Here is a 23,611-nt window from a genome sequence, read left to right on the forward strand (position 1 = left end):
GCAGAATCTGGTGGCGACCGAAATTGTTGACGATGACGTGCCGGCAAAGGTGCCGGCACGCGGCATCTGGGGCTGGATGTTCTTCGACTGGGCGGCCCAACCCTTCTTCACCGTCGTCACCACTTTCATCTTCGGCCCCTATTTTGTCGCGCGGCTGACGGCCGATCCCGTCTCCGCCCAGACGACATGGAGCAATATGGCGACGATCTCCTCGGTGATCATTGCCATTCTCTCCCCGGTCCTTGGCTCGATCGCCGATCAATCCGGCGCCCGCAAACCATGGATCGCTTTCTTCGCCGTCATCAAGATTGCAAGCCTTTTCTGCCTCTGGGGCGCAGCCCCCGGATCGCCCGTCATCTATCCGGTGATCTTTATGATCCTGGCTTCGATCTCGGCCGAATTCTCGATCGTCTTCAACGATTCCATGATGCCGCGGCTGGTCGGTAAGGACGATGTCGGCAGGCTGTCGAACGCCGCCTGGGGGCTTGGCTATCTCGGCGGCATGATCGTGCTGATCACTGTCGTGACCCTGCTTGCCGGCAATCCGCAGACCGGCAAGACCGTTCTCGGCTTCAGCCCGCTCTTCGGCCTCGACGCCACGCTGGGCGAGGATGCGCGTATCACCGGGCCGATCTCGGCCGTGTGGTATTTCATCTTCATTCTGCCGATGTTCCTCTTCACGCCGGATGCCGCACGCGGCCTGCCGCTTCGCGCCGCAGTCCGCTCCGGCCTACAGGAACTCTCCACGACCCTGGTCGAGCTCAGGCGCCGGCGCGGCATCAGCCTCTTTCTTGTCGCCCGCATGATCTATCAGGATGGCGTCAACGGGCTCTTGATCCTTGGGGGCACCTTCGCGGCCGGCATGTTTGGCTGGGCGACGATCGAAATCGGCATCTACGGCATCATTCTCAACGTCATCGCCATCTTCGGCTGCTTTGCCGCCGGCTATGTCGATCGCTGGCTGGGATCGAAGACAACAGTCGTCATCAGCCTGACTTTGCTGCTCGTGGCCACCTTCGGCATCATATCGACCGGACCGGGCTTTACGCTCTTCGGCCTCGTGCCGCTTTCGACCCTCGATGCCGGCGGCCTGTTCGGCACGGCAGCGGAAAAAGCTTATATCGGCTATGGACTGCTGATTGGCATCGCTTTCGGTCCCGTCCAGGCCTCCTCGCGCTCCTATCTTGCTCGCAGCGTCAGTCTCTCGGAGGCCGGCCGTTACTTCGGCATCTATGCGCTCTCGGGCCGCGCCACCAGCTTCATGGCGACCCTGTTCTTCTCGCTGGTGACCTATTGGAGCGGCTCTGCCCGCTTCGGCATGGCGACGCTCGTCATCTTTCTCGCCGGTGGCCTGCTGCTTCTGTTGCCGACACCCTATCCAGCCGACAAGGCGAAGTAGGCAAAGAAAATCCCGGCTGGCAAACCAACCGGGATATACGCTTTACAAATCCGGTATATCCGCCGCTCAGTGGCGGAAGTGGCGAACGCCCGTGAAGACCATTGCGACGTTATGCTCGTTGGCCGCGTCGATCACTTCCTGGTCGCGCATCGAACCGCCGGGCTGGATGACGGCCGTGGCGCCCGCGGCAATCGCCGAGAGCAACCCGTCGGCAAACGGCAGGAAGGCTTCGGAAGCAACAGCGGAACCGCGCGTCAGCGGCTCGGCAAGCCCCATGGCCTTGGCGGCTTCCTCGGCCTTTATAGCGGCGATCCGGGCAGAATCGACGCGGCTCATCTGTCCGGCGCCGATGCCGGCCGTCTGGCCATCCTTGGCGTAAACGACAGCGTTCGACTTCACATGCTTCGCGACGCGGAAGGCGAACTTCATGTCTTCCAGCTCCTGCGCCGTCGGCGCGCGCTTGGTCACGACCTTGAGCTCCATATCCTCGACCAAAGCATTGTCGCGGTTCTGAACCAGCAGCCCGCCGGAGACGGTCTTTGCGGTCAGGCCAGCTGCACGCGGGTCGGGTAGGGCGCCGACCGCGAGCAGGCGGAGATTAGGCTTGCGGGCAATGATCGCCTTGGCTTCCTCGCTCACTTCAGGCGCGATGATGACCTCGGTGAAGAGCTTGACGATCTCTTCGGCCGTTTCTGCGTCAAGCAGGCTGTTCAGCGCGATGATGCCGCCGAAGGCGGAGGTGGAATCGCACGCAAGCGCCCGCTTATAGGCTTCCGCCAGGCTTGGGCCGGTGGCAACGCCGCAGGGATTGGCGTGCTTAATGATCGCGCAGGCTGGCCCCTTTTCCGGCAGGAATTCGGCAACGAGCTCATAGGCCGCGTCGGTGTCGTTGATGTTGTTGTAGGACAGCTGCTTGCCCTGGATGAGCGTCGCCGTCGAGACGCCGGGCCGGTTTTCGCCGGTCAGGTAGAAAGCCGCCTTCTGGTGCGGGTTCTCGCCGTAGCGCATCTCCTCGCGAAGAACGCCGCCGATGACACGGTGGCGCGGCGTGGCGATATCGAGCGCTTCGGCAAACCAGTTGGAGATCATCGCGTCGTAAGCAGCGGTGCGGGCAAAGGCCTTGGCGGCCATGCGCTTGCGGAAATCATAGGTCGTCTGGCCGGCGTCGGCGGAAAGCTGCGCCAGCAGTTCGGCGTAATCGGCGGGATCGGTCAGCGTCGTTACATATGCATGGTTCTTGGCCGAAGCGCGGATCATCGCCGGGCCGCCGATGTCGATATTCTCCACCGTCGTCGGATAGTCGCCACCGGCCTTGCGCACGTCCTCGAAGGGATAGAGGTTGATAACGGCAAGATCGATGCCTTCGATGCCGTGCTCCTTCATCGCAGCCTGATGCTCGGCATCATCACGGATGGCCAGCAGGCCGCCATGCACCTTCGGATGCAGCGTCTTGACACGGCCGTCCATGATCTCCGGAAAATTCGTCACTTCCGACACGTCGGTCACCGCAAGCCCTGCTGCAGCAATCGCCTTGTGCGTGCCACCGGTCGACAGCAGGCGCACGCCCTGTTCGCTAAGCGCACGCGCCAGCTCGACGATGCCGGTCTTGTCGAAGACGGACAGAAGCGCGGTTTTCACCTTCACCTTGTCGGGAGCGGGAATTTTCTTGGAAATGACGGCCATTGGCTTTCTCCGGTCTAGCATAGGGAGATGACGCGTCCGGCGGGAAGGCGCGGGACGGATAATGCCGCCCCGTTAGCATAGCTCACGCGCTTAGCCTATGGCCGATGCGATAAAAACCAGCGGATTTCCGGCTTTTCCGTGATCCGGAAGACGATCTCGAGCTGATCGGAGGAACGTATGCCCGAGGGATCGGCAAAGAAGATATCCTCCGCCACAAGCACTTCATTGCCGGGCGAGGAGAAGACCCAGGTCTCGCCATCCGGCGCGATCAGCAGCGCGGCATCCGTCTCGGTCTGCAGCAGGCTGATGGAGGGGTGAATGTGAAAGCGGGCCGAAGCGATGCCCTCACCCTTCGGCTGATGCTTCTTGCCTTCCGGCGCGAAGAACCGGTCGCGGCCGGCGACGATCGTGCCGCTGGCATTCAGACTGATCTCGCGCTCATGAACATAGCCGAAGGCGGAGAGATAGCCGTCATGCGCGGCGCGGACATAGTCTCGCCCGTCTTCCGTCTCGGCGCGCTCGACGATGACCTTCTTGACGCCGCTGACCATGATCGGCCCAAGCGATTTCGATTTGGAGAACTGACAGGACGAGGTGTCGTTGAGCGTGACGGTCGAATGCGCCGCGGTCGCCCGCGCGGTTTGCGCAAAGCGATCGCCCGCAAACTCCGGCGAACCGGAATTAATGATGAAGCGCGTCTTGCCCGACGACATTTCGAAGGAAAGACAGCCGGCATGGGCCGTGCGGCTGAGATCGGCCGAAGCCGCGGTTCCCACGTCGACGATGACGACGGCCGGACCGGCCGCTAACCGATGATATTTGGTATGCGGCAGCGCCTTGAAGGCCTGCCCTGCTGTTTCGTCATAGCGCAGCACCGACATCAGCTCGTTGGCGAGCGTCGAGGTCGCACCGTTGAACAGCGCCAGATCGCCATCCTGATGGCGGAAGAAGCGCAGTGCCGGATACATGCGGTCGATGCCGGGAATGAGCCGGATCGGCACGTCATGGCCGAGATTGACATAGGTCTGGCGGAGCGGCAGCAGATCGAGCAGGAGCTCGAGCGATGCCCGCGGATTGCGCGAGATATGGCCGCCATCCTGCAGGATTTGCCGGTCGATCTCCCGGTCGAGTGCCTGCCCCGCTCGCTTCAGTGTAAGGGAACTGCTCGGCATGGCGACCGAGGCCATGGCAAGCGCGATACGCACGCGGAACCTTGTGATCCCATCAGGCGATGACGCAACGATCCGCCGCAGAAAGCGCACATGGAAGACGAGCATGCGCATGAAGCGGCGGTAGAAAGCACTATCCGTGCCCTGCAGGAGTACGGGCGAATGCGATAGAAGCGCGATCAGCCGCTGCGCCGCTATATCGGGCGACCAGGCAAGGCCATGCAGCCGGCGGCCGTGGACGGCAATCCAGTCGGTGAGGATCAACCGCGCCGCGGCTGAGGCCTGATCACTCTTTTCCGCCCGTAAATGCCGCAGCCAGCGAAAATTATGCAGCCGGGCGGCAAAGGCCAGCGATGGCAGCTCCAGCGAAAAGGGCGATGCGCCCTGCGTTTCCAGGACGCGCCCGGCGAGCAGAATGCGGCCGTTCAAAAGCTCTTCGACGAAAAAGGGATCGATGCTACGCAGGTCGGTCGGTGCCACGATCAAGCGCTCCGGCACACGCATCGTGTGGCGGGTGAGACGCAATCGCGTCAACGCCGCGCGGCGCGACATCCGCCGCCATGCTTCCCGCATGTATGAACTCACAAAACCCTGCCGCAGATCTGCATATTTGCTTCTGCTTACTCTCACTACCCGTGGTTAAAAAGAGGTTACAAATATACCAATTAAAGACATGTTCACCGGTTTTTTAACCATCCGGTAAAAGCGATCTGAGCTGGGGAACTAACGCGTGCGGCGAAGCACGACGGCAAAGAAGCCGTCGAGACCGGAAGCAAAGCCATCGGCAAGCGGCAGCATGTCCGGCGTGGTGCGGAACGCTCCAAGCGGCGAGATCGCCGTTTCGAGACCTGGCCAATTGCTCGCAGCGATCGGTATGCGCTCGACATTGTCGGTATCGGAGAGGAGGCGCGCGACCAGATCTTCGCCCTCCTCGGGATCGAGCGAGCAATTGGAGAAGACCACCACACCGCCCGGCTTGACCAATGTCAGGGCATGGCGCAGCAGGCGCTCCTGCAGGGCGGCCAGCTTGGCGATATCCTCCGGTCCCTTGGTCCACAGCACGTCCGGATGGCGGCGTGTCGTTCCAGTCGAGGAGCAGGGGGCATCGAGAAGAGCCGCGTCGAAGAGTTCGTCAGGGCGATATTTGCTCATATCGGCAACGACGGTTTCTGCCTCGAAGCTCAGGCGTGCCAGATTACCGGACAGCCGCTTCAGCCGATTGGCGGATTGATCGAGGGCCGTGACCTTAGCGCCGGCGAGAATGAGTTGCGCCGTCTTGCCGCCAGGTGCTGCGCAGAGATCCACCACCCGCTTGCCGGTCAGCGAGCCGAAAAGCTTTGCGGGAATGCTGGCGGCGGCATCCTGAACCCACCACTCACCCTCATTGAAGCCTTCCAGCGAGGGAATGGACCCTTCGAAAGCGGCAAGCCGCACGCCGCCGGTCGGCAGCACTACGCCGTTCAACCGCTTCGCCCAGCCTTCGGGATCGGATTTGACCGTGAGGTCGATCGCGGCAGGCTCGAGCTGCGTGTCAGAAATCTTTAGCGCGGCGGGGGCGCCATAGGCCGCTTCCAGGCGGGACAGGAACCAGGCCGGCATGGCCGGCACGTTCGCAACCCGCTCGAGGATTTCCTGCTTTTCGCGGCCGATGCGGCGGAGAATGGCGTTGACCAGCTTAGCGAAACGGCGATTGCGCGGATCGCGATTGGCTTGCTCGACAGCAAGATCGACGGCGGAATGATCCGGCACGTCAAGATAGAGGATCTGCGTAGCACCAACGACGAGCACATGATGCAGGGCATGGGCGCCTTCCGGCAGCGGCGAATCCAGCAACGACGATATCGCCGCCTCGATGCGCGGCAGGTGCCGCAACGCGCTGTTCAGGATGGCCCGTACCAGTGCCCGGTCGCTGTCGCTGAGCGTGGTATAGGCGGCACTGCCACCTTCGGCATCGAGCATGCCGTCGAGCGGCGTCTTGCGGTCGAGCACGGCTCCCAGAATCTTTGACGCCGCCGCGCGGGCCTCAAGCCCGGGCTTGGGCGGAGACGAATCAAGCGGCCGCGATTGCTGCGGCCGCTTGCCCGATCGTTTTCCGTCTCTATTGGAAGCTTTGGTTTTCGTGTCAGAACTCAAGACCAGGGACCCTTCGGCGGTTGCGAACCACCGCGACCCGTATTCGGCACGGAACGCGATTTGCGCCCCGGATTATCAGTGAAGGACGGCCCCGTCGAGCCAAAGCCGGAAGATGGGGCAGAAGAGGATGTCATAGGCGAGCCGCCGCCGCCACCGAAACGAGCCATGTCATGCAGCGCGGCGATGCGGTTTTCCGTATTCGGATGGGTGGAAAACAGATTGTCCATGCGTTCGCCGGAGAGCGGATTGATGATGAACATATGCGCGGTCGCCGGATGGCCTTCGGCCTCTTCGTTCGGAATATGCGCTGCACCGCGAGCGATCTTGCCGAGCGCGGAGGCGAGCCAAAGCGGATTGCCGCAGATTTCCGCGCCACGGCGGTCGGCAGAATATTCGCGCGTCCGGCTGATCGCCATCTGCACCAGCATGGCAGCCAGGGGGGCGACGATCATCGCCACGAGAACGCCGACCATGCCGAGCGGATTGTTGTTGTCGCGGCGGCCGCCGAAGAAAAAAGCGAAATTGCCGAGCATGGAGATGGCACCGGCAAGCGTCGCCGTGATCGTCATGGTCAGCGTGTCGCGGTTCTGCACGTGCGCAAGCTCGTGTGCCATCACGCCGGCTACTTCCTCCGGCGTCAGCGCGTGCAGCAGGCCGGTGGAGGCTGCAACAGCGGCGTTTTCCGGATTGCGGCCCGTTGCAAAGGCGTTCGGCTGCGGGCTGTCATAGAGATAAACCTTAGGCATCGGCAGGCCGGCGTTGCGGGCGAGATCGCGGACGATGCGGTAGAATTCCGGCGCGCTACGCTCATCCACCTCCTGAGCACCATAGGTTGACAGCACCATGCGGTCGGAATTCCAGTAGGAAAAGAAATTCATGCCCGCGGCGGCGACCAATGCGATCAGCATGCCCGATTGACCGCCGATCAGATAGCCGACGCCCATGAACAAAGCGGTCATGAAGGCAAGCAGCATGGCAGTACGCATGAGATTCATCGAGAGGTCTCCAACACATCTGTCGTCCAAACCTTTCTCTTTGCGGCCGGACGCACTATGATTTGGCTATTCCTCCCTCCATTTCAATATTTCGGAGGTCGCGCGAGACCATGCAAACCGCAGATAACGACAATAAACTCGACACCGAAGCCGGCGATATCACCCGCAAGCCACTCTCGCCCGCCGCCAAGCGCGCGCTTGCCGAAGCCGAGGAGCGCCGTAAGGCGCAGGAAGCTCAAGCGCAGGCCGAACTTCCCCCCGAAATCGGCGGCCGCGGCGGTGCCGACCCCGCGCGCTTCGGCGACTGGGAAATCAACGGCCGCGCGATTGATTTTTGATTCTCGACGAAGTTCGAGTGCATTCGCTACGTTGATATGAACTGTACTTCCCCTATCGGAACCAGGCGCGCATTATTGGAGAGACAATGGGTTCAATTTCCGAACCCTACTACCAAGTTGGCGACATAATGCTGCATGCGCGATTAATGGCCCTTATTGACGAAGGAAAGCTCATTGCTGAGGGCGATCCGTGGAATATCCAGACTTGCCAATCTGGCTTTTGCAATGAGCTCTCGAAATCAGTGAAGGTTTCACGTGAAAAAAAATTGGCGAGAGACAAGCCCTCGCCAACGCAAATTTCCTGATTTTACGATATGAGTGGGAGCGGCGCTCCCACTTGCATCAAGCCGCATCCGCCTTGTTCTGCCTATTGGCGATCAGATCATCGACAACAGCAGGATCAGCGAGCGTCGAGGTATCGCCGAGAGCGCCGAAATCGTCCTCGGCGATCTTGCGCAGGATACGGCGCATGATCTTGCCCGAGCGGGTTTTCGGCAGGCCGGGTGTGAACTGGATCTTGTCGGGCGAGGCGATCGGGCCGATTTCGGCGCGGACATGCTTTACCAATTCCTGCCGTAGCGCTTCGGTGCCTTCCATCCCGACCATCAGCGTCACGTAGCAATAGATGCCCTGGCCCTTGATCGAATGCGGATAGCCGACGACGGCGGCTTCCGAGACGTGCTTGTGGGAGACGAGCGCCGATTCCACCTCCGCCGTACCGAGACGATGGCCCGAGACGTTGAGTACGTCGTCGACGCGGCCGGTGATCCAGTAGTAGCCGTCCTCATCGCGGCGGCAGCCGTCGCCGGTGAAGTACTTGCCCTTGTAGGTGGAAAAGTAGGTCTGGATGAAGCGCTCATGGTCGCCATAGACAGTGCGCATCTGGCCGGGCCAGCTGTCGGTGATGACGAGATTGCCGTCGGCCGCCCCTTCCAGCACATTGCCTTCATTGTCGACCAGCTGCGGCTGCACGCCGAAGAAGGGCAGGGTGGCCGAACCGGCCTTGAGATCGGTCGCGCCCGGAAGCGGCGTGATCATGTGACCGCCGGTTTCTGTCTGCCACCAGGTATCGACGATCGGGCAGCGGCTGTCGCCGACCACCTTGTAATACCATTCCCAGGCTTCCGGATTGATCGGCTCGCCGACCGTGCCGAGAATGCGCAGGCTGGAGCGCGAAGCGCGCTTGACGAACTGATCGCCGGCGCCCATCAGCGAACGGATCGCCGTCGGCGCAGTATAGAAGATATTGACCTTGTGCTTGTCGATCACATCCCAGAAACGGCCCTGATCCGGGTAGTTCGGCACGCCTTCGAACATCAGCGAGGTCGCGGCATTCGCGAGCGGCCCGTAGACGATATAGGAATGGCCGGTGACCCAGCCGACATCGGCCGTGCACCAATAGATATCGCCGGGGTGATAGTCGAACGTATATTCATGCGTCATCGCCGCATAGACGAGATAACCGGCCGTCGTGTGCAGCACGCCCTTCGGCTTGCCCGTGGAACCGGAGGTATAGAGGATGAAGAGCGGGTCTTCCGCCTTCATCTTCGCCGGCGGGCAATCCGCCTTCACCTTGGCGGTTTCCTCGTGATACCAGACATCACGGCCGGGCTCCCAGGCAACCTTGCCGCCGGTGCGGCGCACGGCGATCACGGTCTTGACCGCGACCTTCTGCTTGGCGGCGATCTGGATCGCCGTATCGGTATTTTCCTTCAGCGGAATGGACTTGCCGCCGCGGACACCTTCATCGCAGGTGATGACGACGGTCGAGGCGCAATCGACGATGCGGCCGGCAAGCGCTTCCGGCGAGAAGCCGCCGAAGACGACCGAATGCACCGCGCCGATGCGGGCGCAGGCCAGCATCGCATAGGCGGCTTCCGGGATCATCGGCATGTAGATGGTGACGCGGTCGCCCTTCTTGACGCCGTGCTTCTTCAGCACATTCGCGAGCCGGCAGACCTGCTCATAGAGCTCACTATAAGTGATCTTCTTGTCGATATAGGGATTGTCGCCTTCCCAGATGAAGGCGACGCGATCGCCATGTTTCTTCAGATGCCGGTCGATGCAATTGTAGGAGACGTTGGTGACGCCATCCTCGAACCACTTGATCGACACCTTGCCGGTAAAGGACGTGTTCTTGACCTTCGTGTAGAGCTTGAACCAGTCGATGCGCTTGCCGTGCTTGCCCCAGAACTTGTCGGGATCCTCGACGCTCTGCTCATACCATTTCTGGTACTTCGCCTTGTCGATCAGGGCGCGTGCCTTAACCGGTTTCGTCACGGGATGGATCTTCTCCGACATTGTTTCCTCCTCAAATCCCTAGCACTCCGATTTGTAACCGCGAGCACTCTTTCCGCGCAATAAATAGCAGGTCAAACTACGACAGCAATTGGACAAAGTGCATTTCATCCGCAAAGAATTGCAATTCCGCGACACTGTCGCTATATAGGGCCGTATTTCCCGGACAATGTGGTGTTACACCCCGGACCGCGACACCGGCGCGGACTGACAGAAGGACTATATCCATGGCTCAACAATTGCTCATGCCGAAGGCAACCGCCATCTGGCTTGTCGACAATACGGCCTTGTCATTCGACCAGATCGCGCAGTTCTGCAGGCTGCACCCGCTCGAAGTGAAGGCCATTGCCGACGGTGAAGCCGCACAGGGCATCAAGGGCCTCGACCCGATCTCGACCGGCCAGCTGACGCGTGACGAAATCGCCCGCGCCGAAGCCAATCCGAACCACAAGCTGAAACTTTCCGAGCCGAAGGTCCGCGTGCCGGAATCCAAGCGCCGCGGCCCGCGTTACACGCCAGTCTCCAAGCGGCAGGATCGCCCGAACGCCATCCTGTGGCTGGTGCGCAACCATCCGGAACTGAAGGATGCGCAGATTTCCCGCCTCGTCGGCACCACCAAGTCGACCATCGAACAGATCCGCGACCGCACGCACTGGAACGCAGCCAACCTGACGCCGATGGATCCGGTCACGCTCGGCCTCTGCAGCCAGATAGACCTTGACATGGAAGTCGAAAAGGCCTCCAAGGGCCGTCCGCTGCCGACCGCCGCCGAACTCGGCGCGACCCTGCAGCCGGCTCAGGAAACCGAAAAGCTCGGCTTCAGCTATGATCGCGATGACGAGAAGGAAAAGGAAATCGACGCCGACGCCGTTTTCGCCAAGCTGAAGTCGCTGAAGTCGACCAGCCGCGACGACGAGGACGACGACCAGTTCTAAGATCCGGTTTCATCGCAGATTTACGAAGCCCCGGTTTTCACAGCCGGGGTTTTTTGTCGGGAGACACGGCCAACTCGTCCTTTGACGGGCTCAGGGTGAGGATGGAAGCGCTCTGCGGTGTAAGGCCCAGCTCCTGTAGCTGAGGCACAGTTTAACGTACCGTCTTGCGCAGGAAACTAGCCCTCGTGGTGAGGTGCGTAGGCCGTGAGGCCGGAGCCTCGAACCACGAGGCGGTAGCCGTGGCTTTTATTTTCGACCGAATTTATCGCGCCCCGAAGATCGCAGAACCGACCCGGACGCTTGTCGCGCCGAAGGCGACGGCAATTTCGTAGTCGCTAGACATGCCCATGGAGAGCTTTTCGACGCCGGCCCGCTTGGCGAGCTTTGCCAGGAGGGCAAAATGCGGCCCCGGATTTTCCTCCGCGGGCGGAATGCACATCAGGCCTTCGACCGGAAGTCCGAGTTCTTTGCGGCAGAAATCGACGAAAGCGACTGTGTCATCAGGGGCGATCCCGGCCTTTTGCGGCTCCAGCCCGGTATTGACCTGCACATAAAGCCGCAAAATCTTGCCCTGCACCTTCATTTCATCGGCGATGGCGCGGGCGATCTTTTCCCGGTCGATCGTCTCGATGACGTCGAACAGCGCCACGGCATCGGCCGCCTTGTTCGATTGCAGCGGGCCGATCAGGTGCAGCTCGATCCCGGGCGTTTCGGCCTTCAGCTCCGGCCATTTTGCCTGGCTTTCCTGCACACGGTTTTCGCCGAACACACGCTGGCCGGCCGAAATCGCCGGGCGGATCTGGTCGGCATCGAAAGTCTTCGAAACGGCAACGAGCTGCACGGAACCCGCCGGCCGGCCGGCCTGACGCTCGGCCGCAGCGATATGGGAACGGACTTCGTTCAGGCGCTCTTGAAGTTCCATCTTTTCGCCTCGATATGTTCGCTTGCTTTTTCAACCCTTGCAGTAATGAGGCGGGCAGGCTTTGCCAAGGGCGAATACGGCCGAATCCGGCTTTGCTTTGCAAGATAAGGCACTTGCCGCAACCGCTAAACTTGACGCTTGGGTAGTTTCGTGGTGAAGGTCACCCCCTAACTCCCCATGATTTTCCGGAATACAAGATCAGATGACGACCGAACGTTATAATCCGCGCGATGCCGAGCCCCGCTGGCAGGAAAAATGGAACGAAGAAAAGGTCTTCGTGACAGACAATGCCGATCCGCGTGAGAAATACTACGTTCTAGAGATGTTTCCCTATCCGTCGGGCCGCATCCACATGGGCCATGTGCGCAACTACGCCATGGGCGATGTCGTTGCCCGCTACAAGCGCGCCCGCGGCTACAACGTGCTGCATCCGATGGGTTGGGACGCCTTCGGCATGCCGGCAGAAAACGCAGCGCGCGACAACAAGGTGCATCCCAAGGAATGGACCTACCAGAACATCGCCTCGATGCGCACCCAGCTGAAGGCCATGGGCCTGTCGCTGGACTGGAGCCGCGAATTCGCGACCTGCGATGTGGACTATTATCATCGCCAGCAGATGCTCTTCATCGACATGATGGAGAAAGGTCTGGTCTACCGCAAGAAATCGAAGGTCAACTGGGATCCGGTCGATAACACCGTTCTCGCCAACGAGCAGGTCATCGACGGCCGCGGCTGGCGTTCCGGCGCGCTTGTGGAACAGCGCGAGCTGACGCAGTGGTTCTTCAAGATCACCGAGTTCAGCCAGGATCTGCTGGATGCCCTGGACACACTCGATCATTGGCCGGAAAAAGTGCGGCTGATGCAGAAGAACTGGATCGGCCGGTCGGAAGGCCTGACCGTCCGCTGGGAAATCGTGGCCGAAACCGCTCCCAATAGCGATCGCGAGATCACAGTCTACACGACCCGCCCCGATACGTTGTTCGGCGCCTCCTTCCTGGCGATCTCTGCCGACCATCCGCTGGCCAAGGAAGCGGCTGCCAAGGATCCGGCGATCGAGGCTTTCTGCGAGGAATGCCGTCGTGCCGGCACCTCGCTGGCCGCGCTGGAAACCGCGGAAAAGAAAGGCATGGACACCGGTATCCGCGTCCGTCACCCCTTCGATCCGTCCTGGGAACTGCCAGTCTACATCGCCAATTTCGTGCTGATGGACTATGGTACGGGCGCCATCTTCGGCTGCCCGTCCGGCGACCAGCGCGACCTGGACTTCGCCCGCAAGTACGGCCTGCCCGTCGTTCCCGTCGTCATGCCCGCTGATGGCGATGCTGCGAGCTTTACCGTCGGCGACACTGCCTATGATGGTGATGGCGTCATGATCAACTCGCGCTTCCTCGACGGCATGAGCACCGAGGAAGCCTTCGAGACGGTGGCAACGAAGCTTTCGGAAACGAGTCTTGGCAACGCGCCGCAGGCCGAGCGCAAGGTGAATTTCCGTCTGCGCGACTGGGGCATTTCCCGGCAGCGCTATTGGGGCTGCCCGATCCCGGTCATCCATTGCGACGATTGCGGCGTGCTGCCGGTGCCGAAGCAGGATCTGCCGGTCCGGTTGCCCGACGACGTCACCTTCGACCAGCCAGGCAACCCGCTCGACCGGCACGCCACCTGGCGGCATGTCGCTTGTCCGCAGTGCGGCAAGGATGCGCGGCGGGAAACCGATACGATGGACACCTTCGTCGATTCGAGCTGGTATTTCGCCCGCTTCACTGCTCCCTGGGAAAACCAGCCGACGGATCAAAAGGCGGCTAACCACTGGCTGCCGGTCGATCAGTATATCGGCGGCATCGAGCACGCGATCCTGCACCTGCTCTATTCGCGCTTCTTCACGCGCGCGATGCGCGAAACCGGCCATCTTGACGTGAAGGAGCCTTTCAAGGGCCTGTTCACGCAAGGGATGGTCGTGCACGAGACCTATAGCCGCGGCAATGGCCTGACGCGCGAATGGGTTTCGCCGGCGGATATCAAGATCGAGGAAGTGGACGGCCAGCGGCGCGCCACGCTGCTGTCGACCGGCGAGGACATCGCCATCGGCTCGATCGAAAAAATGTCGAAGTCGAAGAAGAACGTCGTCGATCCGGATGACATCATCGCCTCCTACGGCGCCGATACGGCTCGCTTCTTCGTGCTCTCCGATTCGCCGCCCGATCGCGACGTCATCTGGTCGGAAGCCGGCGTCGAAGGCGCGCATCGTTTCACGCAGCGCATGTGGCGGCTGGTGTCGGAAGCCGCCGATGCTCTGAAGACAGTTGAATCGACTCCGGCTAAGGAAGGCGAGGGGCTGGCGATTTCGCAGGTCGCCCATCGTACGTTGAAGGCCGTTCAAGGTGATTACGATAAGCTCGCCTTCAACAAGGCCGTGGCGCGCATCTACGAATTCGTCAATGCGCTGGCCGCACCACTCGGCAAGGTGGCGGCCGGTCAGGCGGATGGCGCCTATCGCTCCGCTGTCCGCGAGGCCGTCGAAATCCTGATTTCGCTGGTTGCGCCAATCACGCCGCATCTGGCCGAAGAATGCTCGGCCGCCCTCGGCAACACGCATATGGTCGCGACCAGTGCATGGCCGGTCTATGACGAGGCGCTCGTCATCGAAAACGAAATCGTCTATCCCGTTCAGATCAACGGCAAGAAGCGCGCCGAATTGACAATCGCGCGCGATGCAGATCAGAATGCCGTGCAGCAAGCCGTGCTCGCCCTGGATGCCGTTACGAGCGCATTGAATGGTCAGGCGCCAAAGAAGATCATCGTCGTTCCACAGAGGATCGTAAACATTGTCGTCTGATAGTCTTTTCAAGTTCGCCCGCATCGCTGGCGTCGCTTCCCTTGTGGCTGTTGCCGGCCTTCTGTCCTCCTGCCAAGTTCGGCCGCTGTATGCCGTCAGCACCGGTGTGACGCAGAAGCTCTCCGAAGTCGCTTTCTCCGACGTCGGTTCGCGCGTCGGACTGCAGGTCCGCAATCAGCTGATCTTCATTGCGGGCCGGGGCGCCGGCGAAACGAAGACGCCGAAATATACCGTTGACCTCAGTGTCACCTCCGGTACGGGAGGCGTTATCTATCTGCCGTCGTCCAGTACGTCGGCCGCCGGCCGCACCACGGTGACGGCGTCCTTTACGTTGAAGGAAGCAGTCACCGGTAAGGTCCTTAAATCCGGTAGCCGCTCGGTGACGTCGCTTGTCGACTTCCCGACACAGGAATTCGCCAAGCAGCGCGCGATCCGGGATTCGGAAGATCGGGCCGCCCGCGAAGTTGCCGAGATGGTGGCTGCCGACATAGCAGCTGCACTCAGCCACTGACAAAGAGCGCGGCATGGCGGAAATCAAGTCTCACGAATTCGACGGATTTCTCCAAAATGCCGCGCGAAACTACCGCATCTTTGCTATTTATGGGCCGGATCGTGGCTTGGTATCCGAACGTGCCGCCCAAATCGCCGGCAAGACCGGCGTAGACCTGAACGACGCCTTCTCTCTCATCAAGCTCGACGTCGCGGATCTGCAGAATGATGCCGGCCGCCTGCTCGATGAAGTAAACGCCATCGGTTTGTTCGGCGGCGAGAAGCTCGTCTGGATTCGCGGTGCCGCCAACGAAAAGGCGCTCATCGAATCGCTGCAGATCCTTGCTGACAATCCTCCAGATGCGAGCTTCGTCATTATCGAAGCCGGTGATCTCAAGAAAGGATCGGGGCTACGCAAGGTCGCGGAGCCGGCTCGCAGCATCGCCACGATCCCTTGCTATGCTGATGACATTAGGGCTCTCAACAGCCTGATCGATACTGAGCTGGCAAACGAAGGGCTGCGCATCACGCAGGCGGCTCGCCAGACACTGCTGGAGCTTCTTGGCGGCGATCGCATCGCCTCACGCAATGAAGTTCGCAAGCTAGCCCTTTATTGCCGCGGTCAGGAGATGATCGAGGAGCAGCACGTCATCGAAATTATCGGCGACGCCAGCGCGGTTTCCGCAGATGACGCGGTCGACGCCATCCTGAAGGGTGATTCGGAGGCTTTCCTGCGCGCGATGCAGAGAATTGCTTCATCCAAAACTCCGATGTTCCTCGTGCTTCAGGGCTGTTTGAGGCAATTTCAGATGCTTGATACGATGCGAGCAGAGATGGATGAAAAGCGGATCGCTCCCGCCCAGGTCATGCAGACACATGGCCGTCATCTGCATTTCCGCCGCAAGCCCATCATCGAACAGGCGCTGAGAAGCTGGACCGCGCCGGCCATTGCCCGGGAAATGAATAGATTGCAGACAGCGATTCTCCAGACACGCCAGCGGGCTAGCCTGGAAGATACTATTGCCACTCAGACCCTATTGTCGACTACCTTGCAATCGGCTCGAAAAGGTTGATGCTTCACCAGAAATGACAGGAAAAGTTATAGGGCCCATTCCTGATGGACCCGGTTTTGCCTCGGTATGCTGACTGTAATCGCCAGGGCTACCGTTTGCCTTTAGCGCCGCTCCAGCAGCCGGCAAATCTCCTCGAGCTGCTCCAGCGTCTTATAGCTGATCTTCACCTGGCCGCCATTGCCGCGATGGTTGATCGAAACGTCCAGACCGAGCGTGTCGGAGAGCGTGCGCTCCAGCGCCAGCGTGTCAGAATCCTTTTCGTCCTTGCGGGCACCTGCGGGACGGGGATCGTTCTGCGCCTTGATGTCATTCTGCGCCAACCGCTCAGCATCACGCACCGACATGCCTTTGGAGACAATGGTGCGGGCCAGCGAGGCCGGATCGGAGGTCGACACCAGGGCACGCGCATGGCCGGCAGAAAGACTGCCGCTGGCAAGCATATCGCGCACCGTATCGGGCAGCTTCAGCAGCCGTAGTGAATTGGCGACATGGCTGCGGCTTTTACCGATGATTTCGCCAAGGTCGTTTTGCGTATAGCCGTGCTCGGCAATCAGTTGCTCATAACCCAATGCCTCTTCCAGCGGGTTGAGATCGGCGCGCTGGACGTTTTCAACGATCGCAATTTCAAGGGCGGTCTTGTCGTCGACATCCCGGACAATGACCGGAATTTCGATCAGGCCGGCGAGCTGCGCGGCCCGCCATCGCCTTTCGCCGGCTATGATTTCATAGCGGTCCGCCGAAACCGTGCGTACGACAACCGGCTGGACGATGCCGTGTTGGCGGATAGAGCTGGCCAGATCATGCAGCTCGGTCTCATCGAAATAGCGACGCGGGTTTCTCGGATTACGGCTGATGAATTCGATCGGTACAAGGCGATCCGGATTGACAGCCGGCTTGCCCGCATCCACCGGCGTCGGCTGGTCCATCTCACCGATGAGAGCCGCCAGTCCGCGCCCGAGACGCCGCTTCGAAAGATCATCATTCATCACCAATACTCACTCTGGAACAATACTAATTCATGCGGCAGCCTTGCGCTGCCGTTCTCTCTGGATCACTTCCGAGGCCAGTTGCAGATAGGCTTGGCTGCCCGCACACTTCAGGTCGTAGAGAATGGCTGGCTTACCGTAAGAAGGTGCCTCGGACACGCGTACGTTGCGCGGGATCAACGTATGGTAGACTTTTTCTCCCAGGTGAGTGCGGACATCGCTGACCACCTGCTGCGCCAGATTGTTGCGGGAATCGAACATCGTCAAAACGATCCCCTGAATATCCAGAGACGGATTGACTGTACGGCGCACCTGATCGACGGTTTCCAGGAGCTGGCTGAGGCCTTCCAGTGCGAAAAATTCGCACTGCAGCGGCACGAGCACCGAATGAGCCGCCGCCATGGCATTCATCGTCAGCAAATTGAAAGAAGGCGGGCAATCGACGAGAATATAGGAGAAGGCGAGGGCCTCCGAGGCATTCAACGCCCGACGTAGCTTAAAGACGCGATCCGACTGCTGCGCGATCTCCATCTCGATACCAAGCAAATCCATTGTCGATGGCACAATGAAAAGATTAGGAACAGCGGTTTCCTGAACGGTATCCATGACCGAATGAGTGCCAACTAGGAGATCGTAGGAAGAGAGCTTCCGATCCCGCCGCTCGATACCGAGACCCGTGCTGGCATTGCCCTGCGGATCGAGATCAACGATCAGAACGCGCTCGCCGATCGCGGCCAGCGCAGTCGCCAAGTTGATGGCGGTCGTGGTCTTGCCGACGCCGCCCTTTTGATTTGCGATGGTAATAATCCGGTTTCGCTCGCCGATCATCTGCCGCATATCCAATGATGGTTAATTCAGGCGTCGCAGGCGATTAAGCTCCAAAATAACGGAATCTCGCTCGACGACACTTCGATGTTTTACCAGATCGAATTCCCAACGGCCACGGGCTTTCTCAAGCTCACGCTCGTAATCCCGGCCTTTATGCAGGAAAAGGCGCAGATTTTCATTGCGCTCCACCCAAGGAGCTGCGTAGTCCAGCAGCAAGTCCAGCTCCGCAAGAGCCCGCGCCGAGATCAAGTCGCAATGTCTGACAATGCCCGGCGCCTCCTCGATGCGAACCGCGTGAACTGCGCCCCGGGCTTCGCATTCCCGCAGGCAAACCCGCAGGAAGGCGGCCTTCTTCTGGTTGCTTTCGATTAAATCGACATGGCCGAAGCCCGTTTCGGCCAGGAGAATCGCCGTTATCACCCCAGGAAAGCCACCGCCGCTCCCGAGATCGACCCAATGGCTCGGCGCGGGATGAAGCTGAAAAATTTGAGCGCTATCGGCAATATGACGGCGCCAGAAATCATCAATGGTCGAGGGCGCAACAAGGTTTATCGTCTTCGCCCACTTCTGGAAGAGCTCAGCGAAATGCTGCAGTCGCTCCTGTGTTTCACGTGAAACACGTACACCGTTCAATTCCATGCTTTGGACTCTCTAACCTTGTAGTATCAAGATACGAGCTTTTGCGCATCCTGAGTGCTCATCTTTCTAAGATGGGCCAGCAACAGAGAAATGGCCGCTGGCGTCATTCCGTCGATCCGCGACGCTTGAGCAATGTTCTTCGGATTCGCTGTGGCCAGTTTCTGCTTCAACTCGTTGGACAGACCAGAGAGAACGGCGAAGTCGAAGCCAGAAGGGATGGCGCGCTCTTCTTCTTTCCGAGCCTGCGTTATATCCGCAGTCTGCCGATCCATATAGACCGCATAGACCGCTTCGATCTCGACCGCTTCGGCGACGCTCCGTTCCATGGATTGCAGCTCCGGCCAAAGGCGCGACAGCGCTTCGATCGACTGACCCGGATGCGAGAGGAGTTCATACGCCGAACGCCACTGACCATCCTTGTTCAGGTGCATGCCGGCTTTTTCGGCTTCGTTCGGAGTGATCCTCAAATCTTTCAGACGAATGCGTGCTTGTTCAAGCTTCCTCACATACCGGTCGAAACGCGATGCACGATCAGCACCGACGCAACCGATGGACAGGCCAGCCGGCGTCAGGCGCACATCCGCATTGTCGGCTCGCAGCGAAAGACGATACTCCGCGCGGGAAGTGAACATGCGATAAGGCTCCGCGACGCCGCGCGACGTCAAGTCGTCGATCATCACGCCAATATAGGAGTCCGTTCGGCTGAATTCGATCGCTTTGCCACCGGAGGCAAGACGCGCCGCATTTAAGCCGGCGACAAGGCCCTGTGCGCCTGCCTCTTCATATCCCGTCGTGCCGTTGATCTGTCCGGCCAGAAAGAGACCGGGAATCTTCTCCACTTCCAGGGAGAGTTTCAGTTCGCGCGGATCCACATGATCATATTCAATGGCATAGGCGTGCTGGAGAATTGTAACTCGTTCCAGGCCCGGAATGGTTTTGATGAAGTCCTCCTGGACATCCTCCGGAAGGGAGGTGGATATGCCGTTCGGATAGACGGTCGTGTCATCGAGGCCTTCCGGCTCCAGGAATATCTGATGGCCATCGCGCTCACCGAACTTCACGATCTTGTCCTCGATAGAGGGACAATAGCGTGGTCCAACGCCTTCGATCTGCCCTGAATACATCGCCGAACGTTTGAGATTCTCGGCGATGATCCTATGCGTATCCGGAGTCGTTCGCGTCACGCCGCATTCGATCTGTGGATTCACGATGGAATCAGTCATGAAGGAAAAGGGCGTGGGATCTTCATCCGCGCCTTGTCTTCCGACTGAGGCCCAGTCGATCGTCGTGCCATCGAGGCGAGCCGGGGTTCCCGTCTTCAAACGGCCGAGGGCGAGCCCATGCCGCAACAACGTGCCTGAAAGGCCTACTGAAGGCTCTTCGCCAACGCGCCCAGCTGGAATTTTCTTGTCGCCAATATGAATAAGGCCGCGAAGAAAGGTTCCTGTTGTCAAAACGACAGCGCCACACCGGATGATCCTGCCATCCTTCAACGTGACTGCAGAAACGCGCCCGTACTCAAGAACGAGATCAAACGCATCCCCTTCTATGACATCAAGATTGTCGATCGCGCCAATTTCGGCCTGCATGGCCAGACGATAAAGCTTACGATCGGCCTGTGTGCGCGGCCCACGGACAGCGGGGCCCTTCTTGCGATTGAGCATGCGGAATTGAATACCGGCCGCATCGGCAACCCGCCCCATCAGGCCGTCGAGTGCATCGATTTCCCGCACGAGATGGCCTTTGCCAAGACCGCCGATCGCGGGGTTACAGGACATGACGCCGATCGTGTCTCGTCTATGTGTCACCAACGCGGTGCGCGCGCCCAGGCGTGCGGCCGCGGCCGCGGCCTCGCTGCCGGCATGGCCGCCACCTACAACGATCACATCATATGATTCATCGAACATCATCAAGTCCTCGGTCGTGCCGCCTGTTTGGCACACCAATTTCAGGAGTCAAGAAGGTTTCACGTGAAACGTCGGTTCGAATCCACTTCGATATCCGATCGGCATGTTTCACGTGAATCATTTGCCGATGCAGAACTCCGAGAAAATCACATCCAACAGATCTTCGACATCGACGCGTCCTGTGATCCGCCCAAGGCTCGCAGCGGCCCGTCGCAAATACTCCGCCCTGATATCGAGACCTCTGTCCTCGGAGGCGAGTGCCGCAGCGACGGCAGCTAAACTCTCACCCAGCAGCATCCGATGCCGCAAGCGGCTCGGCAATGCCAACGACAGAGATTCCGAGCGATCCTGCAGATCTTGCCGGAGAAATTGATGTAGCGCCGGCAAGCCCGCCCCCGTCTCCGAGGAGATAAGCACATCATACTCGCCGTCGCCCTGACCAGGGTGTAAGTCTGATTTCGTCCCGAGCGTGACGATCTTGCCGGAGAAACCGGGGAAATCGAGCTGCGGACCATGGCCGATTTCCGCTAACGATAGGACAAGATCGGCATCAGCGACGGTGTTAAGGGCGCGACGTATCCCCTCGCGCTCGACAATCTCATCGGTTTCCCGCAAGCCTGCCGTATCATAAAGCTTGACAGCATATCCCTCTATATTCAGATCGATATGCAGAACGTCTCGCGTCGTTCCGGCGATGTCGGTGACGATCGCCACCTCCCGCTTCGCCAACGCATTCATGAGGCTGGACTTGCCGGCATTCGGCGGCCCGGCAATCACCACTTTCAGACCATCGCGGATAATCTCGCCAAGATCGGCGCCCTTGAGATGGTCGGACAACTCAGAATGCAGACGCTGCATGTCTGCCCATACCATATCCGATACGGAGCCGGGAACGTCATCCTCGTCTGCGAAATCCAGCTCGGCTTCGATCAGCGCCCGCGCGTGGGTCAGCCGGTCAGCCCAGCCATTATAGAGCTCCGATAATCCGCCAGCAGCGTGTTCCAACGCGAGCCGGCGCTGCATTTCCGTCTCGGCACCAATGAGATCCGCCAGGCCCTCCACCTCGACAAGATCCATTTTGCCGTTCTCAAGGGCACGGCGCGAGAATTCTCCATGCTCCGCAAGACGGCACCCATCAAAAGTGGCAAGCTCTGCCAGAAGCGCATTCACAACGGCCTTGCCGCCGTGAACATGAACCTCGACGCAATCCTCTCCGGTAAAAGAGGCTGGCCCCGGAAAAATTAAAACAAGACCATGGTCGATAGTTAAACCGTTACGAGCCCGAATCGTTTTCAGCGCGGCTTGCCGAGGAGCTGGCAGCGTTCCGGCAAGGGACCCAGCGACGGAAAAAGCGGAACGACCGCTGATACGGATAACGGCGACGCCGGCTGGCAAGCCGCCGCTGGAGAGTGCATAGATGGTTTGGTCTGCCGTCATTGAACTGATCCGTATCCGAATCGATTTTCGTTGATACTTCGCCTAAGAAATTCTGCTCAATAAAACGAAATCGGGGCCGCTAGAAGGCGACCCCGATCATAGCATGTGCACCGTATCTCTAAAGCGATACGCTTACGGAATCCGGCTAAGGATTACGTATTCATCGAATCGAAGAAATCCGGATTGTTCTTCGTCTGCTTGAGCTTGTCGATCAGGAACTCAATCGCGTCGGTTGTACCCATCGGCGCCAGAATGCGGCGCAGGACGAAGATCTTCTGCAGATCCTGGCGCGGCACCAGCAGGTCTTCCTTACGCGTACCGGACTTGAGAATATCCATTGCCGGGAAGATGCGCTTGTCGGCCACCTTGCGGTCGAGCACGATTTCCGAGTTACCGGTACCCTTGAATTCTTCAAAGATAACTTCGTCCATGCGGCTGCCGGTATCGATCAGGGCCGTCGCAATGATGGTCAGCGAGCCGCCTTCTTCGATGTTACGCGCAGCACCGAAGAAACGCTTCGGGCGCTGCAGGGCGTTGGCGTCGACACCGCCGGTCAGAACCTTACCAGAGGAGGGGACCACGGTGTTATAGGCGCGGCCGAGGCGGGTAATCGAATCGAGCAGGATGACGACGTCGCGGCCATGCTCAACCAGGCGCTTGGCCTTCTCGATGACCATTTCAGCAACCTGGACGTGGCGCACGGCCGGCTCGTCGAAAGTCGACGAGATGACTTCGCCGCGCACGGAGCGCTGCATATCCGTCACTTCTTCCGGACGTTCGTCGATCAAGAGAACGATCAGGTAGCAGTCCGGATGATTGGCGGTGATGGAATGGGCGATGTTTTGAAGGAGAACGGTCTTACCGGTACGCGGTGGTGCGACGATCAGGCCGCGCTGGCCCTTGCCGAGCGGTGCTACGAGATCGATCACGCGGGGCGAAAGATCCTTCGACGTGGGAACGTCGAGTTCCATACGAAAACGCTCGTTCGGATAAAGCGGCGTTAGGTTATCGAAGTGAACCTTGTGACGGATCTTTTCCGGATCATCGAAATTGATCGTGTTGACCTTCAGCAGCGCGAAGTAGCGTTCGCCTTCCTTCGGTCCGCGGATCGGTCCCTCGACCGTGTCGCCCGTCTTCAAGGAGAAGCGGCGGATCTGGGAGGGGGAAATATAGATATCGTCCGGACCGGGAAGATAGTTAGCGTTCGCGGAACGCAAGAAACCGAAACCATCTTGCAGAACTTCGACGACGCCCTCGCCGATGATTTCTACGTCTTGGCTTGCCAGCACCTTCAGGATTGCAAACATCAATTCCTGCTTGCGCATCGTGCTGGCGTTTTCCACTTCGAGCGATTCGGCAAAGGCCAGGAGATCGGTCGGGGATTTATTTTTCAGTTCCTGAAGCTTCATTTCAGCCATGAAGGGAGTTACTCATTTTTTAGGAGGGGAAGGCAATGTTGCTCGTATTCAGAACCGCGATAGGGGCGCTCGCGGGAGACAGAATGGATACATGCCACGAAGAGAAGATGGCGGGAAAATAGCGACTCA

General features: G+C 59.7%; 19 protein-coding genes. 7 read left to right on the top strand and 12 right to left on the bottom strand.

Features of this window, described 5'->3' with window-relative positions:
- Positions 1-7 precede the first annotated feature (7 nt).
- Positions 8-1,399, top strand: a complete 1,392-nt coding sequence (locus PH552_RS25765) for an MFS transporter (protein ID WP_483315507.1) — start codon at positions 8-10, stop codon at positions 1,397-1,399.
- Between the two features lie 66 nt (positions 1,400-1,465).
- On the opposite strand, the gene purH is transcribed toward PH552_RS25765, so the two are convergent.
- The 4 genes from purH to htpX form a co-directional block, all read right to left on the bottom strand.
- Complete coding sequence (gene purH, locus PH552_RS25770) at positions 1,466-3,082, bottom strand: bifunctional phosphoribosylaminoimidazolecarboxamide formyltransferase/IMP cyclohydrolase (RefSeq protein ID WP_285166347.1); 1,617 nt, start codon at positions 3,080-3,082, stop codon at positions 1,466-1,468.
- 95 nt (positions 3,083-3,177) lie between these two features.
- Positions 3,178-4,824, bottom strand: a complete 1,647-nt coding sequence (locus PH552_RS25775; RefSeq protein WP_113250815.1) for a heparinase II/III family protein — start codon at positions 4,822-4,824, stop codon at positions 3,178-3,180.
- A gap of 150 nt (positions 4,825-4,974) precedes the next feature.
- Complete coding sequence (locus PH552_RS25780) at positions 4,975-6,384, bottom strand: RsmB/NOP family class I SAM-dependent RNA methyltransferase (protein WP_285166348.1); 1,410 nt, start codon at positions 6,382-6,384, stop codon at positions 4,975-4,977.
- Complete coding sequence (gene htpX / locus PH552_RS25785) at positions 6,381-7,379, bottom strand: zinc metalloprotease HtpX (protein WP_113250813.1); 999 nt, start codon at positions 7,377-7,379, stop codon at positions 6,381-6,383. The genes PH552_RS25780 and htpX overlap by 4 nt, the downstream gene beginning before the upstream one ends.
- Before the next feature lie 110 nt (positions 7,380-7,489).
- Here htpX and PH552_RS25790 point away from each other — a divergent pair, with 110 nt between their 5' ends.
- Together PH552_RS25790 and PH552_RS25795 are read left to right on the top strand one after the other, a co-directional pair.
- Complete coding sequence (locus tag PH552_RS25790; protein WP_112339865.1) at positions 7,490-7,717, top strand: DUF1674 domain-containing protein; 228 nt, start codon at positions 7,490-7,492, stop codon at positions 7,715-7,717.
- Positions 7,718-7,758: 41 nt separating this feature from the next.
- Complete coding sequence (locus tag PH552_RS25795; protein WP_285166367.1) at positions 7,759-8,022, top strand: DUF3658 domain-containing protein; 264 nt, start codon at positions 7,759-7,761, stop codon at positions 8,020-8,022.
- 37 nt (positions 8,023-8,059) lie between these two features.
- Here PH552_RS25795 and acs read toward each other — a convergent pair whose 3' ends face one another.
- A complete protein-coding gene (gene acs, locus PH552_RS25800; protein WP_285166349.1) occupies positions 8,060-10,018 on the bottom strand; it encodes an acetate--CoA ligase in 1,959 nt (652 codons plus the stop codon).
- 224 nt (positions 10,019-10,242) lie between these two features.
- On the opposite strand from acs, the gene PH552_RS25805 reads away from it, so the two are divergent.
- Positions 10,243-10,950, top strand: a complete 708-nt coding sequence (locus PH552_RS25805) for a DUF1013 domain-containing protein (RefSeq protein ID WP_112339868.1) — start codon at positions 10,243-10,245, stop codon at positions 10,948-10,950.
- A gap of 262 nt (positions 10,951-11,212) precedes the next feature.
- Here PH552_RS25805 and PH552_RS25810 read toward each other — a convergent pair whose 3' ends face one another.
- A complete protein-coding gene (locus tag PH552_RS25810) occupies positions 11,213-11,872 on the bottom strand; it encodes a YggS family pyridoxal phosphate-dependent enzyme (protein ID WP_112339869.1) in 660 nt (219 codons plus the stop codon).
- A 202-nt stretch (positions 11,873-12,074) separates the two neighbouring features.
- On the opposite strand from PH552_RS25810, the gene leuS reads away from it, so the two are divergent.
- Genes leuS through holA form a run of 3 tightly spaced genes read left to right on the top strand, consistent with a single transcriptional unit; the run spans position 12,075 to position 16,267 of the window.
- Positions 12,075-14,705: a leucine--tRNA ligase gene (gene leuS / locus PH552_RS25815; RefSeq protein WP_112339870.1), complete on the top strand. Its 2,631-nt coding sequence runs from the start codon at positions 12,075-12,077 to the stop codon at positions 14,703-14,705.
- The gene (locus PH552_RS25820) at positions 14,695-15,216 is read left to right on the top strand and encodes an LPS assembly lipoprotein LptE (protein ID WP_112339871.1); all 522 of its coding nucleotides are present in this window, start codon (positions 14,695-14,697) and stop codon (positions 15,214-15,216) included. Before leuS ends, PH552_RS25820 begins: the two co-directional genes overlap by 11 nt.
- A 13-nt stretch (positions 15,217-15,229) precedes the next feature.
- Entirely contained in the window at positions 15,230-16,267 is a 1,038-nt protein-coding gene (holA, locus tag PH552_RS25825; RefSeq protein WP_113250808.1) for a DNA polymerase III subunit delta, read from the top strand.
- A 101-nt stretch (positions 16,268-16,368) separates the two neighbouring features.
- On the opposite strand, the gene PH552_RS25830 is transcribed toward holA, so the two are convergent.
- The 6 genes from PH552_RS25830 to rho all read right to left on the bottom strand — a co-directional run bounded on the left by PH552_RS25830 (position 16,369) and on the right by rho (position 23,482).
- Complete coding sequence (locus PH552_RS25830) at positions 16,369-17,253, bottom strand: ParB/RepB/Spo0J family partition protein (protein WP_113250807.1); 885 nt, start codon at positions 17,251-17,253, stop codon at positions 16,369-16,371.
- A gap of 30 nt (positions 17,254-17,283) precedes the next feature.
- Positions 17,284-18,081, bottom strand: a complete 798-nt coding sequence (locus PH552_RS25835) for a ParA family protein (protein ID WP_112339874.1) — start codon at positions 18,079-18,081, stop codon at positions 17,284-17,286.
- A gap of 21 nt (positions 18,082-18,102) precedes the next feature.
- On the bottom strand, positions 18,103-18,720 hold the full coding sequence (rsmG, locus tag PH552_RS25840) for a 16S rRNA (guanine(527)-N(7))-methyltransferase RsmG (RefSeq protein WP_285166351.1): 618 nt from the start codon (positions 18,718-18,720) through the stop codon (positions 18,103-18,105).
- A 26-nt stretch (positions 18,721-18,746) separates the two neighbouring features.
- Positions 18,747-20,627, bottom strand: coding sequence for a tRNA uridine-5-carboxymethylaminomethyl(34) synthesis enzyme MnmG (gene mnmG, locus PH552_RS25845; RefSeq protein WP_285166352.1), 1,881 nt, complete (start codon positions 20,625-20,627; stop codon positions 18,747-18,749).
- A gap of 117 nt (positions 20,628-20,744) precedes the next feature.
- The gene (mnmE, locus tag PH552_RS25850) at positions 20,745-22,064 is read right to left on the bottom strand and encodes a tRNA uridine-5-carboxymethylaminomethyl(34) synthesis GTPase MnmE (protein WP_285166353.1); all 1,320 of its coding nucleotides are present in this window, start codon (positions 22,062-22,064) and stop codon (positions 20,745-20,747) included.
- A 152-nt stretch (positions 22,065-22,216) separates the two neighbouring features.
- The gene (gene rho / locus PH552_RS25855) at positions 22,217-23,482 is read right to left on the bottom strand and encodes a transcription termination factor Rho (protein ID WP_004127423.1); all 1,266 of its coding nucleotides are present in this window, start codon (positions 23,480-23,482) and stop codon (positions 22,217-22,219) included.
- Positions 23,483-23,611: the final 129 nt, after the last annotated feature.

The sequence above is a fragment of the Rhizobium aureum genome (assembly GCF_030182495.1).
Lineage (GTDB): Bacteria > Pseudomonadota > Alphaproteobacteria > Rhizobiales > Rhizobiaceae > Rhizobium > Rhizobium tropici_C.

Excerpts from the sequence above, each read along its gene's own strand:
- purH (WP_285166347.1), bottom strand. The coding sequence starts at position 3,082 with ATGGCCGTCATTTCCAAGAAAATTCCCGCTCCCGACAAGGTGAAGGTG.
- PH552_RS25775 (WP_113250815.1), bottom strand. The coding sequence starts at position 4,824 with ATGCGGGAAGCATGGCGGCGGATGTCGCGCCGCGCGGCGTTGACGCGA.
- htpX (WP_113250813.1), bottom strand. The coding sequence starts at position 7,379 with ATGAATCTCATGCGTACTGCCATGCTGCTTGCCTTCATGACCGCTTTG.
- PH552_RS25790 (WP_112339865.1), top strand. The coding sequence starts at position 7,490 with ATGCAAACCGCAGATAACGACAATAAACTCGACACCGAAGCCGGCGAT.
- acs (WP_285166349.1), bottom strand. The coding sequence starts at position 10,018 with ATGTCGGAGAAGATCCATCCCGTGACGAAACCGGTTAAGGCACGCGCC.
- PH552_RS25805 (WP_112339868.1), top strand. The coding sequence starts at position 10,243 with ATGGCTCAACAATTGCTCATGCCGAAGGCAACCGCCATCTGGCTTGTC.
- PH552_RS25810 (WP_112339869.1), bottom strand. The coding sequence starts at position 11,872 with ATGGAACTTCAAGAGCGCCTGAACGAAGTCCGTTCCCATATCGCTGCG.
- leuS (WP_112339870.1), top strand. The coding sequence starts at position 12,075 with ATGACGACCGAACGTTATAATCCGCGCGATGCCGAGCCCCGCTGGCAG.
- holA (WP_113250808.1), top strand. The coding sequence starts at position 15,230 with ATGGCGGAAATCAAGTCTCACGAATTCGACGGATTTCTCCAAAATGCC.
- PH552_RS25830 (WP_113250807.1), bottom strand. The coding sequence starts at position 17,253 with ATGAATGATGATCTTTCGAAGCGGCGTCTCGGGCGCGGACTGGCGGCT.
- PH552_RS25835 (WP_112339874.1), bottom strand. The coding sequence starts at position 18,081 with ATGATCGGCGAGCGAAACCGGATTATTACCATCGCAAATCAAAAGGGC.
- rsmG (WP_285166351.1), bottom strand. The coding sequence starts at position 18,720 with ATGGAATTGAACGGTGTACGTGTTTCACGTGAAACACAGGAGCGACTG.
- mnmG (WP_285166352.1), bottom strand. The coding sequence starts at position 20,627 with ATGTTCGATGAATCATATGATGTGATCGTTGTAGGTGGCGGCCATGCC.
- mnmE (WP_285166353.1), bottom strand. The coding sequence starts at position 22,064 with ATGACGGCAGACCAAACCATCTATGCACTCTCCAGCGGCGGCTTGCCA.
- rho (WP_004127423.1), bottom strand. The coding sequence starts at position 23,482 with ATGGCTGAAATGAAGCTTCAGGAACTGAAAAATAAATCCCCGACCGAT.